This window comes from Anaerotruncus sp. 80 (genome assembly GCF_009936115.1).
In the GTDB taxonomy this organism is placed as follows: domain Bacteria; phylum Bacillota; class Clostridia; order Peptostreptococcales; family Anaerovoracaceae; genus Senimuribacter; species Senimuribacter intestinalis.
The window spans coordinates 53,041-67,670 of the sequence record NZ_QWES01000015.1 but is presented as its reverse complement, the minus strand read 5'-3'; the positions used below and the strand labels follow the sequence as shown (position 1 = coordinate 67,670).

14 protein-coding genes are annotated in these 14,630 nt (G+C 43.2%); all 14 read right to left on the bottom strand.

Annotated features, from left to right (window positions below; all coding sequences use genetic code 11):
• Positions 1-271: 271 nt before the first annotated feature.
• The gene (locus D1155_RS09115; protein WP_160202088.1) at positions 272-1,474 is read right to left on the bottom strand and encodes a fibronectin type III domain-containing protein; all 1,203 of its coding nucleotides are present in this window, start codon (positions 1,472-1,474) and stop codon (positions 272-274) included.
• 127 nt (positions 1,475-1,601) lie between these two features.
• Positions 1,602-2,243, bottom strand: coding sequence for a hypothetical protein (locus tag D1155_RS09110; RefSeq protein ID WP_160202087.1), 642 nt, complete (start codon positions 2,241-2,243; stop codon positions 1,602-1,604).
• A gap of 18 nt (positions 2,244-2,261) precedes the next feature.
• Positions 2,262-3,065 (bottom strand): hypothetical protein, encoded by an 804-nt coding sequence (locus D1155_RS09105; RefSeq protein WP_160202086.1) that lies wholly within the window; start codon positions 3,063-3,065, stop codon positions 2,262-2,264.
• A 282-nt stretch (positions 3,066-3,347) separates the two neighbouring features.
• Positions 3,348-3,668 (bottom strand): hypothetical protein, encoded by a 321-nt coding sequence (locus D1155_RS09100; protein ID WP_160202085.1) that lies wholly within the window; start codon positions 3,666-3,668, stop codon positions 3,348-3,350.
• Entirely contained in the window at positions 3,665-4,741 is a 1,077-nt protein-coding gene (locus tag D1155_RS09095; protein ID WP_160202084.1) for a hypothetical protein, read from the bottom strand. The genes D1155_RS09100 and D1155_RS09095 overlap by 4 nt, the downstream gene beginning before the upstream one ends.
• Before the next feature lie 16 nt (positions 4,742-4,757).
• Complete coding sequence (locus D1155_RS09090; RefSeq protein ID WP_160202083.1) at positions 4,758-7,040, bottom strand: hypothetical protein; 2,283 nt, start codon at positions 7,038-7,040, stop codon at positions 4,758-4,760.
• Positions 7,037-9,526 (bottom strand): ATP-binding protein, encoded by a 2,490-nt coding sequence (locus D1155_RS09085; RefSeq protein WP_160202082.1) that lies wholly within the window; start codon positions 9,524-9,526, stop codon positions 7,037-7,039. The genes D1155_RS09090 and D1155_RS09085 overlap by 4 nt, the downstream gene beginning before the upstream one ends.
• Positions 9,523-9,990, bottom strand: coding sequence for a TcpE family conjugal transfer membrane protein (locus D1155_RS09080; protein WP_160202081.1), 468 nt, complete (start codon positions 9,988-9,990; stop codon positions 9,523-9,525). Before D1155_RS09080 ends, D1155_RS09085 begins: the two co-directional genes overlap by 4 nt.
• A 10-nt stretch (positions 9,991-10,000) precedes the next feature.
• Entirely contained in the window at positions 10,001-10,345 is a 345-nt protein-coding gene (locus D1155_RS09075; protein WP_160202080.1) for a TcpD family membrane protein, read from the bottom strand.
• A gap of 12 nt (positions 10,346-10,357) precedes the next feature.
• Positions 10,358-11,242 carry a conjugal transfer protein gene (locus tag D1155_RS09070; RefSeq protein ID WP_160202079.1) on the bottom strand — a complete coding sequence of 295 codons (885 nt, stop codon included), beginning with the start codon at positions 11,240-11,242 and terminating at the stop codon, positions 10,358-10,360.
• A 14-nt stretch (positions 11,243-11,256) separates the two neighbouring features.
• A complete protein-coding gene (locus D1155_RS09065; protein ID WP_160202078.1) occupies positions 11,257-12,693 on the bottom strand; it encodes an FtsK/SpoIIIE domain-containing protein in 1,437 nt (478 codons plus the stop codon).
• A gap of 2 nt (positions 12,694-12,695) precedes the next feature.
• Positions 12,696-13,487 (bottom strand): phage integrase family protein, encoded by a 792-nt coding sequence (locus D1155_RS09060; RefSeq protein WP_160202077.1) that lies wholly within the window; start codon positions 13,485-13,487, stop codon positions 12,696-12,698.
• 12 nt (positions 13,488-13,499) lie between these two features.
• Positions 13,500-14,036 carry a metal-dependent hydrolase gene (locus tag D1155_RS09055; protein ID WP_160202076.1) on the bottom strand — a complete coding sequence of 179 codons (537 nt, stop codon included), beginning with the start codon at positions 14,034-14,036 and terminating at the stop codon, positions 13,500-13,502.
• Positions 14,037-14,100: 64 nt separating this feature from the next.
• Complete coding sequence (locus tag D1155_RS09050) at positions 14,101-14,619, bottom strand: hypothetical protein (protein ID WP_160202075.1); 519 nt, start codon at positions 14,617-14,619, stop codon at positions 14,101-14,103.
• Positions 14,620-14,630 lie beyond the last annotated feature (11 nt).

Here is a 14,630-nt window from a genome sequence, read left to right as displayed (position 1 = left end):
CTTATGAAAGGAGTGAAAGGATTTATAAATCTATTTCAATTTTAGTTAATTTCACAAATAAAAAAGAGAAGACTGTACAATCTTCTCTTGCGCTTTTTTATTCAGTTGTTTTGACACTCCCTATAGCTAAATCAAGGGATTTTACGGGCTTCTTGATAATATGCCATTACCGAATTTAGACGAGAACAAATGAACCCGCCAAACATAATGCTTGACGGGTCCTATTCGTCTCTATTTCTGGAGGCAAACCAGAATTTAGTGAATTGCTATTTTACCACAACTGCCAGAACTTGTAGCCGATACCGTATTTTTCGTAGTATATGGTAAATAACGATGACTCATCCGACCATTCATTCCAAATTGGGTCCCAATAAATCGGATTTGCTTCCGAGAGCCTTGGAATATAGTAATCCAATTTCCTTTTGATGGTATTTTTAATTCTATATTTTGTCATATATGGACTGATTTTCATTGGCCACATCGTTCCCCAGTTCATATTATCAGGGGTAGCTTTTACAAAATCTGAAGGCTTTTCTGTGGCTCCATTAGCAGGATTTGTGAAGATAAAGGCTTCATCTCCCCAGACAGTTTCATCTGTTGTCCAGCCAACTATATGCTTCCAATGATAAACTGTACCATCTTTCTTTGGCCATAGGTAGGAATCATGTCTATCAGGATTTTCCTTTCCCTCAATGTATTCGTAAATTGGAAATTCCATTGCCTCGACATATTTCCATGCCCAGTCGTAGATTTCCTCAATAGTCCAGTCAGGAGTCCACTGGCATACCTTAGAGAAGTTACCATAGACCTTTTTGCCATTAACAGTTCTGTAGGCGCGCACCTTGTATTCCCAAAACTTATCTAAGTCACTGTAGTCATATCCAACCTTGCGACCTTTGCTGTCATATTCCATTTTACCGACCATTTTGTCGGTTACAGCAGTGGTCTTACTGCTTACGGATTTAAACAGTTTCCAATTATCTTTCCCCTTCTGGCTACGGTATACCTGATAGCCAGATGCGCCAGAGACCTTGTTCCATGCGACCTTGACCTGATAGTCTTTTGGGCAGCTGACTTTTTCGACTTTCACAGTAGCAGGAGCCACCTTGTTGCTCTTAACAGCAGAAAAGCTGCCTTTGCCAGCGCTGTTTACCGCTCTGACTTTATAATAATAGGTTTTGCCGGTAGTAAGACCGGTATTTGTATAAGTAGTACCTGTTGTTGCCTTCTTCAGAACAAAGCTGCCGGTTTTTCCGGTTGTGCTTCTATAAACCTGATAACTCTCTGCACCATCTACTGGCTGCCAAGACACCTTTAAGCTCTTATAAGTATTCTTACTTACCTTTAGAGTTTCTACTTTCGCAGGTTTTGTAATAGCTGCTTCAACTCCAGCTGCTGCATCATCTGCAAACGCTGGAACCGCCAAAGAAAAAATCATGGCGATTGTCATCATCATTGTAATTACTTTCTTCATATGTGGTCTCCTTTCGTTCTCTAGGTATGGTTTTATTTTTATCATTGCCTATTTTCTCAATTCATAATATAGAAAACTATAATCATCTTCATTGTGGTTGTATAATGAGTGAAAATCAACTATTTTCCTAACTTTTTTTAAATTTTTGCTCACTTTCTAGATGGGCATTTGCCTGCTCAGGTAAAATTTCATTCGCAACAATAACCTCTCGAACCTTCTTATGGTTCCTTCTTCTCTTCTGTATTTTGCATGTAGCATAACCTTTTTTATCAGTAATCGCATAATGGATATCTCTACCGTTATAGTCTATAGTTAGCTCAGTCACATCGTCATAGCTATCAATTATCAAGCCACAGTTTTGACTCGGTTCCATCTCTACAGAAGACCAATCATATAAATTTTGAGTTACTCCATTTTTCAAATGGAGCTCCGCAATTAAAATGCATAATGAGGAGTTGTTTCGTACATGTATGTATCTATACCTTTTATAGAAATCAATCTCTTTGCACTCGCTGAGATTACAAATTTTAACTGGACTATTTTTTGAAATAGTAAAATAATAGCAATTCTGATAATCAAAATTTTCCCAATCAGCAGGTGAAGATATTGTACTGCTGCGTACCTGAATATCACCCCTAAGAATTAAGTCCTCTAGCAATTTTCCTCTGTGAAATGTAAAATAAAGTTTGCTGTTTAAAACTCTTGTAGTCACTATGCTTGCCAACACCGAGAGTAGGATGCTTAATAATGCAGTTCCGAGGGAATCCATATTTCTACCTCCTGCGAACTAGGGTCTCGCCTTGATTGATAAATAAATGTCTTTCGACTCTTTCAAAGCCTTTGCCCACCTTTTTATCCTTGACTTATTGTAATTCCTTACGCTCTCTAGTACAATGTATTCGCCTAAGTTCTCTTCTTGCAGTAACGGGTATCCAAGTATATACAATGTCAACGTATTTATAATACTAGCAGGAGCTTTTGTCCCAACAAAACAAATTACATCAAACGGTCTCGCCTCAAATACAATAAATGGACCTTTCAACATTGCTTCTTGTTTTTGCAATTCCGGCGAAAGATAAGGTATGCTAAAATCATAATACGGAGTATTGTCTTTTCCTATATATGCTTTTAATCCATCAATTTCGAGAAGATCTAATGTACGAAGCAAAGTTGTAAAATCTTTTTTCTTTGGTTCCATAAAATACAATTGCCTTTTTTTCATATTACAAACGGTGTTTGCATTTGATAAATCAATTTTATCACTAAACCTTCTGAATGGAACATTTTCTATATTATTCTCTGGTTCATAAATGCCATCCCGATTAAAGGAAATTTGGAAACCATCTAGCCATTTCAATCTCTCAGCCTCGTAATCTTCTATACCAAGAGCCTTTAACAATTCCTCTGTTTTTCCTGGACTATGTCCGCCGTATCCACAGTTATATTGCTCTGCAAATAATAAGTCGCCTTCAAAATTTTCAATTATTATAGTATTCTCCATACTTTCATCATAAGGATAATTAAACATGAGAAAGTTTTCTTCATCTAATGAAACCGTAATACGATAACAACCAAAATCTTTAATCTTCAATGCCAACTCCTTTGGCCGAAGTTCTACTCGAGTTCTTTGTGGGATTACCATAATTCTATTTACCTCTTAAATGCTGGACTGTAAGTCGAAGGTATGCAATCTCTTCATCTTTGTTAGAGTCCAGCCTACACACCTTTTTCATTTTAACAGCTAATACTACAGTTATAACTAATAGTATACTAACTGTCATACAAAATATCAATATCCAATTCGCCTCCATTTTCATATAAACTTCCCTCTGTACACAACTCTTCTATTGATATATGTCTCTTAATTATATTCCTAATCCCAAAACACCAAAAAATCCGGCAAATATGCCGTTACCTCATCTAATATCTCATGAAATAGAATCAGCATCTCGGCACGCGGCTTAGGATAAAGCATTGCCAGCACTCCAATCGAGAAAAAAAGCAAAAAGATAATAGCCATCAATTTCCTTCCCCAATTCCCTGCCTTTTCAATCAGGAATTGCCATGGGGACAGTTTTACAATGTTGACAGTCTTATCGCTCCCCACATCATACTTTTGCCTCAATGCCTGTTGTGTTTTTTCCTCTTGCAACTGATCCTCGTATTCTTCAACAAACCCTTTTTGGAATTTCATCGCTTCCTCCTCCAAAATCCGCTTTTCTGTGCTTTTGATTCTTTTACTGATTCGGTTACATCTCCCGCTTTTGCCAAAGCATCAGCCATCATTTCCGCTAAATAGACATTTTCATCCACCGTCGCAAACGGATCTGGAAGCCAGGATGCAAAATAAGTTGCGTCCGTCCTACTTCCCATCCTTACTTTGACATCATGCTGCTCTGCTTGACTACAGAAATTAAACAGATACTTAGTGTTCTGATTGTAGACCTGCTTTACAGCGTACTGGAATTGATCAATTTCATTTGGTTTTGTGCCTGCAACCAGCACTTTAATATCCTTCTCCAGCCAAGTAATCTGTTCTCGCGACCTCAGCCCATGAATATCCCCGAAGTCGTAAATATAAAACAAATACGGCAATCTAAGCGCTTTGGGAACGCTGCCGGGATCATAATACATATCCAGTCCTTCGTAAGTAACTTTTCCTGCTGCAGCATCTTCCTCCGCAGCTGTATAAGTTGCTGCCAGCTGACGGATATAATCAGAACCATTAAGTTCAATATACGCCGTCTTGTATCCCCGATCATTGAGATATTTAGCAAGACTCAGTGCGTGGGTCGTCGTTCCAATCCTGGGCATGATTCCTAAGACAGCCACTGTTGTTTTCCTTTTTTGTACTGCAGACTTCGCCCCCGCTGTTTCGCCCTCCTCTGCATGATCCTGCAATAACTGGTAGTCAAACTGCTCTGGATACGCTTCTAGGCACTCTGGAATACGGTAAAGCTCATCAATTTGGACAAAAGCTGTGACTCCACACCCTGCAAGGCTCAAAATCAGCTTCCTGTCCATTTTAAAATCTGCGACGATACAAATTACCTTCACCTGCATTTGCTGCGCTCTTTGCGCAAAATGAAGGCTCTTTTCCGCTGAAAGCATCGTATTGATGACTGCAAAATCTGCATCCACAAATTCCATCACCTCTTCTATGATTTCAATATCACCATTTTCCTCAACCACCTCTACCTCGTCAAATTTTTTGATTTGATCAGTAATCTGCTCGTGGCCGACAGCAAGCACAAGTTTATATTTCATAGACACCTCCTTCACTCTACTTCTGCTCATCCATATTGCTTCGCAGAATCTGGTTTACCGTAGAGTAGCTGACGCTTTCTTCGCTGCTACTGAACTGACTTACGTTCTCCTCGCCGTATTTAGCACACATTTTCTCATAATACTTCTCACCTTTTTCTTCACCGAACTGCGCTTTGAAAAAGCTTAATCCTTTTGCCACATGTTGATTTTGCTGCAGCTGCGTCTCTGCTTCCGCATCAGAAGCAGCATTTGCTAATATAACCTGCGACTCTGAAGGGTCTGACTGCTCAGGCCGCAGTTCTGATTCAATAGTAGAATCTCGCTGATTAGATGCTGCAGTGCCCTCCATATTGTTTGCTTGTATTTTTTCCTGCTCTATCTGCGGCATATAATCCATTACGCTTTGCAGTCGAAGTTCTTCTTGCTGAGCAAGATCTTCCTCCCCGCTGTTCCGCTCCTGCGGATCCCCAATCAAATCATCCATGCTGCCTCCGGCAGCTTCCGTACGCTGCAAGATGCGCGCGGTTTTGAGAATATCACGATCATCAAACATAGCATCACCGCCAAGTTCACGGATTGCATCAGTTCGTTGGACAAAATCGCTGTACTGTACCGGCTCTCCGCTTTCCTGCGCAGTCCGCTCCGATTTCGCCTTTGACAGCTGATAATTTTGCTCCAATATCTCCTCCGCCTTTTTATAATCCTCACCGGTGAGATATTCGCCCTGCAGCGTTCTGCCCTGTCCTTCATGACCCTGCTGCAGCTCATCATTATCTGCAGGATTATCTGAAGTCTGCTGCGTCTGCTCAGATGTCCTTCCCGTATAATGACCCTGCTGATTTGAGTTAGAAGATTTTCCGGCATCTGCTCCAGAGTTCTGGTCCATACGCCTACGGTACCGCCGTAACTCTGCCTCAGACAAATACTCGCTGGCGCTCCGGTTCATCTGCTCCTCACGACGCTCTCTTTCGTCATCTTCTTCATCATCCATCTCCCGTTCCTGGCCGCGGCGCAGATCAGTCAGCTTATCTTTTAGTCCTGTCAATTCCGAATAGGTTCCATGGGCGATGTCTCCGGCAGCGCCTACTACCTTACCTCCCGAAGTTCCCAGGAACAGCTCCGCGATTTCCTTACGCTTGATTGCCACGATGAGACACATAGATATCATCATAAAGAGAACCGGCAGCAGGCCATAGGTTGCTGTAGCAGTATACAAAAAATTCATGATGATAAACAAAATCGCCATGAAAAACACCAGAATTATTTTGACAGCTGAGGATGACAGTAGCTTCAGTGCCCACCGTTTCAGCAGACGAGTGCCATATCCGGGAATTAACGCTAAAACGAAAATGAATGTGCCCAGAATTGCCAAGAACAGCACGAAGAATTGATAGCCCAGTATCAAGACTGAAAAGCCCAGGATAATAATCAGCAGCAAAAGATCAAAAATAAAAAAGATCAGCGCAAGGCCAAAGCGTTCAATCTGTGCCGCCGTATTACCTTTTGTCAGTCCCGGATGTTCCAGATCTCCGATGTATGCAAGCCTTTCATCAGAATCAACCTCTAATGGCAGAATCGTGTCCTCGTGTTTCTGCGCCTGCTTCATGCTGCCAAACTCTAGATATTGCCACTGGGAATGTACCATGACGTTAAAGATCAGAATCACGGATTTGTCCCCCGCTGTTGCCTCATCTGCCTCCTCATTGGTCAGCGTATCATAGGGTGCATCCATCACTGTAGATGACAGTTCCGTTGTGATATCGTTAAGCGTACTGAGTACAAACATTGGTCTCGCGTAGAAAAAAAGTCCCACTGCAATAATCATCGTGACAGCAAGCAAGCCACCAATGACCTGAGATTGTCTGTTACGCAGCAGTTGGATTAAGAAATAGAATGCTGCGATAGCAATGAAATATGTTGCATAGCTGTCAAAGACAATTTTTCGCATGCTGTTGAAAAAAGGGGTGATAAAATCGCTAATTAGATTATAGATATCAACCCCTAACGCAAACCGCGTTGCAACTGCTGTCAGGCAGCCAATATTTTTACTCCATCCGAAAATACCATTAGCAAGAAGATTAAATATCACTGCTCCCGGACTGGATAGAATTGAGGTGTCCTCCATGTCCAGATAGTAATTATCACGATACTCCAAGTAACTGCCCTGCGCTTTGACTTGATCCAGAGAAGAAAACAAGCCGTCATCTGCCCCACCGTCCGAGCCTGCAGCATATACTGCCACTGTATTCAGTGCAATAATCAAGACTATGCACAGAGCAAATTTCGCGTACCTTTTCATGATGCGTCACTCCTCGTTTTTTCCTCTCCAGGCGTAGTATTAAATGCGTCAATAATGTCCTGCCAAATTGCATCAAATCGCAATACCCCAACATGGCCTTCAAGATCCTGAAACAGACAGGTACGATTCGGCAGCTTCATCACGAGTTCTATATTCTCATCCGTTGCTTCCAGATTCAAAAATTGCAGTGATTTTACAATTTCTTCTCGAGTCTTCGCTTTGAAGCAGAACTTGTATGTGATGGCTTCTCGCAACCCTGGACTGTCAACGTCGGATACGCTATGGCCGATAAAGATAGCGCTGGCATACAGCGATCTTCCCATTCTGGCCAAAGAGTTAGTCAGCTTTTTCCCCATTTGGGTCGTATTCAGCGCCCACGACTCGTCAAAAACAATGATATCAAATTCATTTCGGTCAGCAGCTGCAAACTTCATACAAAACGAAGCGATTGGCAGCATCAGAACTGTCGATAATCTTTCTTCCTGGGTATAGTCCTGTTTTGGCGTTTCCGCGTCAGGCATTGTCATATTCTGGATCTGCAAAATGTTGATCTTTTTTGTGAATCTCAATCCATCCTCATCTCCATATCCAAATAACAGTTTTGCCATGCCAGCGCGGCGCAGCAGCTGAATCTTCCTGGCCAAATTTTTGGCTACTGGCTTTAGCTCATCCTCATCAGGAAAGTTCGCCAGGATCTCCGCAAGCAGGTTCATACATGGTTTCCCCGCTGTTCTGATCTGATCGATTGCTGCTAGAATTGCGGTGTACTCCAGATCTTTTGATGTTATTCCAAAATACTCGCAAAGAATGTTAGTCGCCAATTCCGCAGCCTGATCGATGTCATCTCTGTAAATTATGAATGGATCCAAGCTGCCCTGGCCTTTATCATCCGGCGATAAGGTTATAATGGATATTTGATCCGCCAGATAAGGCAGACACTCAGCCCATCGATCACGGTCACCTTTTGGGTCAACAATCAGGACTTTAGCTCCCGCATATAGCACGTTAAGATAAGCAAGAAGGTTGGCATTAAAGCTCTTTCCGCCACCTAACGTACCCCAGAAAAAAGCAGATGCGGAGTTGTTAAGCCTACAAGCACGGGCAAGGTCCAAGAATACAAGTTTGTCCAGAACTCCTGTTGTACCAATGTACGGTCCTAGGTTATCTCCCAAAAGCCGAGTTACAGCAAACATGGATCCAGCCACAGTTCTCGGCGGCAGCGGTATAATGTAATCTGTCATATATCTGCCTGCGCCGGGAATGCATTCCATAAATAGCTTAAATTGATCTGCCATGGAACGCTCAACGATGAACTGTTTATCCTCATACCGTTCCCGGACGAATTTTGCGTGAGCTTCCATCAAATCCTTATCATCACTGGCAATGCAAAATGTGACTGATACCTTGCACAGTGGATCTCTCGTGCGGCGCAGTTCCGCCTCCAGCTGATTTGCTTCGCTGGCAGCTGCTCGCAGCTCGTCCGGGATCCGCGCTGACTGCGCTACGTGTTCCTGCTGTGATTCTATTTCCTGCTTCTTTCCGCTAATTTTTTTAAGAGATTCCCTATACTCGATTGTCGTAATGTGAATGCAAACTTCTGTGGCATAAGGGTAATCCTGCAGCAGCAAAAGCCACTCACCTCCAGGATAGATCATGCCATCCGGAACCGATGCCATAGACAAGAAGGTCTGATACGATATTGTCCCGTCTGTATTTTCACAGGTAATATACCGATGTGCTTTTGGATTTATCAGTGCTTCCGACAATGTTAAAATATCCGTCTGTAACGGACGGATTGCCTTTTCTCCATCTTTTAACACGGGAGCTGATGCTGGCTTCCATGCAGAACCATCTGCATTCTTCCGAAGTTTTCCATCGCCGTTGCTGATGCCCCGGCGAGTCATTCGCCGGTACAACCACTGCACGGTCTCTACGTCTGCCGGTTCCATGCGGATCCTCCGGGTTTGAGATTGGCAGTAATTCCCGGCAACCTCTTTATATGCGCGTATGTCACTTTCCAGAATATCCCTTTGTTCAACGTCAAACAATTCGTTGATTGCCTTCATCGGTTTCCTAATCAGCTCTTCAAGATTTCCCCCGCTGATCTTCTGTCGTTCCAGCTTTGCGATCAGATAGATGTTATAATCATTTGTGGCACCGTTATCCTTTATCTTCTGTTCCAGGTAATGCAATGTTCCTTTAGCGTGTGCCTGGGACACTGCATATAACGGATCATTGCGATTCATCGCGTCCATCAGCGCCTCCTGATGCTTCCTGACATCCTGGGCAACTGGAATAATTAGAAGCTGCGCTTCCTGTCCGATGTTTGAGATAAACCTTGTCACACGATTCAAAAGCATGATTTTTTTATCCTTTGACAGATAGTCATAACTCACGCCCAAGATTTGATAACATGCCCAACACTCAGTGCGTTTATTAAAAATCAAATTCCCCTCAAAATACTTGATAGGAAACTCATAATTCATTTCTCTCCCCTCCTCTTTTTCTTTCCAGTTTTGCCTTTACTGCTCTGTAATCTGGCATCAATAATGTTAATAATCTCTGTTCCGCGATATAATACGTTCTGGAAGCAACCCTCTGTATAATCATTGCACTCCTGGAATTTTGATAGGTATTCCGGCAACAGCCTATACTCCACATATCCCAGAGCAAACTTATGCGGCGACTTTCCGTCAAACTTCATTTTTGTAAAAAATTTCATAATCAAGAAAGGTATTGCCCCGTACCTGATTACCCAAGGAATTGCCGCAAAAACCGAGATTTTTGATAAAATTACCATCAGTACAAGTCCCACTACAAAAAAGAGCAGATCATTTGCTGCGACCGGAATCCAAAGTTTCAAAGAATCAATCGAATATAGCTTTTTTTCGTATTGCCAAACTGTAGCGTATGAACGCAGCACAATAATGCGGTCTTCATCTTTTGCCATTCTTCTCTCCTTATATCATGTTGAACAGCTTTTCGCCAATTCCCTTTAGCGACTCTGGAGAAGAAATGAGAAACAGGCATAACGCTCCCAAGACAATAAAAATTACCATCTGTACCCAAGCCTTTTTAATAAGGAATCGCACAATCATAAATGCGCATACTGCCAAGGCCAAATACCAAATCTGGTCTAATGCCCATTCTCCAAAGTTTTTACCTGTCTGTAAATCACCGCTGCTGGCAGCAAATGTCGGTGCCGTCGCACAAAGGATTAGCAGCACTGCAGCTATAGCAATAACAGCCGCTCTCATAATCATATTTCTTCTTTCCATCTTTTTGTTTAAGTAATTGATATTCATTTTTCATTCCCTCTAAATTCTCGTGTCTATTTTTTTGATATAAAACCTGTCTCCGTCCCTTTCAGCAGTCAGATACAGATGTTGAGGCAGAGCCACCCCGCTGTTAGCAACTTTAATCTTTACGTCAATCACATAGTTATCGGTTTCTGCGACATAAACTGCTCTTAAGTTGTCAATGCTCTCAAACTCCATGCCCTCCACAGTATTCGTTATACCGCTGCCCTCCGAAACGTAATACAACAGATCATTGTCGCTGCCGCCATAGTAAACCTTACAGAAACTCTCTACAACAGATGTAATCTGATCTTTTTCGCTATTGGAGACTTCCGTTCCACTAATCGTACCTGACGCAGCCCCGACGTCTGCCACCTCCATGCCCGGCATAATCTGTGGATATTCATCCACAGCATACCTGCCTCCACTGGAGACCACCGGCACCTTCAAGTTGAACTTGTTAGTCATCTTTCCAATTTGTGCCTCTACAGTTACTGTAACATTCACACGATTCCCATCAAGCAGCTGCACATCCACCGCATTTACGGCGATAACAGTGATTGCCGCTCCTTCGTCCGGAGCTTCAATGCGAAGATTTCTTGCTGTATAAGCTGCAATTCTGTTCTCGTAGTCGCTGCCAAGTTCTCCATCAAAAGTAAGGTACTCTCGTACAAATTCTTCGGCAAATGCCATAGAACCATCTCTTAACTCCTGCTCTGAACTGACTACCGCCATGTACGTCTCCAGCGCTTCACGCTGCTTTGAAATGGTATTTCCCATGATGATGTCGGCGGCACCCTTGATAAAAACTGCTCCCAGCATGATCCAAAGCAAAATCCTCCCTGCAGTTCGCATCCTTGTAGATTTGATTTTGGATACTTTTACTTTTTTCTCCTTTTTCAACTTTTTCCTCCTTTCTAAAACCCTCTATACTCATTGTCGATTTCAAAATCTTTCGGACTATCATATTCATCGTAATACTCTTCATCGCCCTGCCGAACTACATCCAAACCTTCCTGCTCGTCAAGCAACATTTTCCCCCGCTGATAATTTCCTGGCCTGATGTCTGAGTCTTGGAAATTATATGCCTGAAATTCCCAAGTGTCTGCACCCACAGAATACATAAACCTGCCGAGCGTATCTCCAAGCTCTGCAGCCTTGGTATTACCCAGCACCATCTCAGACGCCTGAGAGTCGACCATTCTGCCGCTTATTCTGATTGGTAGGTTATTCTTGATCTGTCCAACGATCACCTTTGCATCGGGACGCTGCGTAGCCAAAAGCATATGTATTCCCGCTGCACGAGAAAGCCTTGCCAAAGATGACATCTCCTTTTCAATTTCATAGAAAATGGCTTTGTCGGCTGCCTGCAAACCAGTCTTGTCCAGCATTTCCGCAATCTCATCGCATACCAACACAATCCTTGCCAGCTCATCATTGGGATATTTCCGATTGTACTCTGACAGATTCTTCGTTCCTGTATGCCGGAACAGATCAAGTCGCATCATCATCTCACGATTCAAATCTTTCAGCAGATCCAGTGCATCCTGACGCCGGGTGATGACCTCACCAAAGCTTTCAAAAGCGGAAAACTCAATTCCACCCTTGAAATCAATCATATACGGTTTTACCCCTTTATAAATGCACTGCCAGAATAGACAGCGCAATGCTACAGACTTGCCTGATCCGGTGACTCCAGCAATTAACGCGTGAGGATATTTATCCAGATTGAACTCCACCGATCCCAGCAGATCTTCACCGGCGACAATAACGAACTCTTTGTCACTGATGCACTGATCTGACCATGGAAGATTGGTGCTAAGACCATCGCTGCTTGGCACAGTGTGCATCTTGATGATTTGCTTCGTGTGTGGAGGAGCCTCAAATTTAACAATATTGCAGTCGAAAGCGGTCTCCAACTCCGATTTACGACTCCGCCAATCAGCGACTGTCAAACCGGGAGATCTAAATGACAGAATAACCTTTTTCCCGTCAACTTCCTTACCAATTTGCTCCGGATACTGGCCCTGGCGATTACAAAACTTAATCGATGCAAATGCCTCTGCTGCATCCGTCGTCTGACCTTCCATTCTGCTGAATCCATATAATGTTAGAATTGGTGCTATCCAAATTAAATGAATCGCAATCGTGAAGATATTGAACTCTCCCTCCGAAAAAAACTGTCCTAAAATGACATCCCGTAAATAAAAAATCACCCCGCAGCCAAGGGTGACCAAAATAAACGCCAATATCAAGTTGGGGTTCTTGACCATCTTCTTAACTCCATTGCCAACACCCCGAAAAAAAACTTCCGCACCGGCTTCTAGCTGCCGGTCAAGCTTGCTCTGATTCATTGTTACTCACTCCACTCCTTCCTTAAATATGCGCTTGTTGTAGCAGCTTGAGCATGTCCCAGCTGCTTCTGTACTTGTCTGCGAGCTTCCCTTCTTCCAAATCCATTTCCCCGCTGCTGCCGATATCGCATCCGGGAATTGATCCGACGCAGATCATGTGTAGGTATGCCTAGTGCGTTTGCCTTCTTCTTTAAATAAGCAGTCGAATAATCAAACGCCCTGTCATCGCCAGACTTGCCCTCTAACAGCTCTTTTAGATGGGTTTCAAGAAAAACATCCTTTATGGCATCTACGTGCCGGGATTTTCGACCTTTTCCGCACCTGATGAAAAGCTTAATACCGTCTTCGGTAATCTCAATGTCCGCTGCTCTTAAATCTCCAATCTCTGCAATCCGCAAGCCTGACCGCACCTGCAGACGCAGGGCGACCCTGACCGTTTCATTATTCAACCTATTGATTTTGCGTAAATATGTCTGCTCTGGCAGAACCGGTTCCCTGCCGATTGGCGCCTGCTTGCACTGCTTGCGTAGATCGAACAGTTCTTGCCCGTAGAGCAGGCTTTTAGGCGCATCAAGTATATCCCGTTCATATTTTTTGACTGCAGCAATATATTTTCCGCCTTGCTGTGTATCTTTGCAGAGCTCTCTGATAGCCCCAGCTACGCTCTGTCCTGGATTGATTTGCTCATCAAGTCTTTCCAAGCAACTGATATACCCGGCAGCGGTCAAGCGTGACATCTTTTGCGCTCTGACCAGCTGATACAGATGCTTGCGATATGCGTCAATATCAAACATCATCCACCTCCACTATCTGTGCAAAATACTCATAATGTCTATACCATACCACCCAGCTAAAAGCACTGCCAATATAATGGCGACAGCTATCTCTCCAAGACTGCCGGTTTTGATTGGCAATATACTGAGTTTTTTGTTCGATACGGGATAAAGCCACATGATACCTCCGGGGTTGCAGGTATCCAACAGCAAATGAGACAGCATTCCCGGTAAAAGACCGAAATATAGGCTCCATGCGGCCAAGACAAAATCATCGTTCGGCAAAATATTGATTACCGTTCCAAGCGCCAATGCCAGGATCAAAACAAACAGTGGAGTATGAAAGAAACCTCTGTGCTTTGTCACAGCTGAAACTGCATAAGATGTAATTTTCGCTGCAGCTGATGACCGAGATACTTTAGACCTGGTGTGATCAATATCTGGCAGCAACGAACCGATAACAGCGCCAGACATAATTGCGGCTGCAGCAACCTTGTCTCCAGGATTAAGTATCGCGATTACCGCTGTTCCCGCCAAGGCGCCTCCCAAGGCATGTGTTAAATATGTCATTTTCTCATCTCCTCTTCCTGTTTTTTATATGTAAAAGGTATCTAATCCTCTGGTCCGGATTGAACTAATTAAGATGAATCTCTCGATCAGAAAGCTGAAATTCTATCTTTCCGATTACGATACCTCTTCTCTTGATTTTAAATGACTCCGTTGTCCTCGTCCCATCTCCCCAATCGAGCGTTATCTCAGTCACATCGTCATTAACGTTATACTGTGCCCACTGGCTACTTAATGGTATGGATTCTGACTCCGTATCCTCCCAATAGTAGGCCACCATCGTCCCATCTTCGTAAAAAGTATAGGTAATTGGCTTTCCTTCAAGAAATTCATCATAATAGATATACGTGTTTTTAAAGATTCTCTCCAACTTCTTCTCTTGGCTCTGATTAAACAATTCCTCATTGTCATCAATTTGAGATGACTGCTGATTAGACTGCTGCTTATCTGCAGTACCCACTTCACTAGGATTTGCAATATCTGCAGATTCTGTCCCCGCTGTTCGCGGTCCCATGATCAGCAAAGCTGCCGCCAGAACCGCTGCCAACAGTAAAACTACTGCTATAGCGGCCTTTTTTCTTCTCATCACTATTGTTC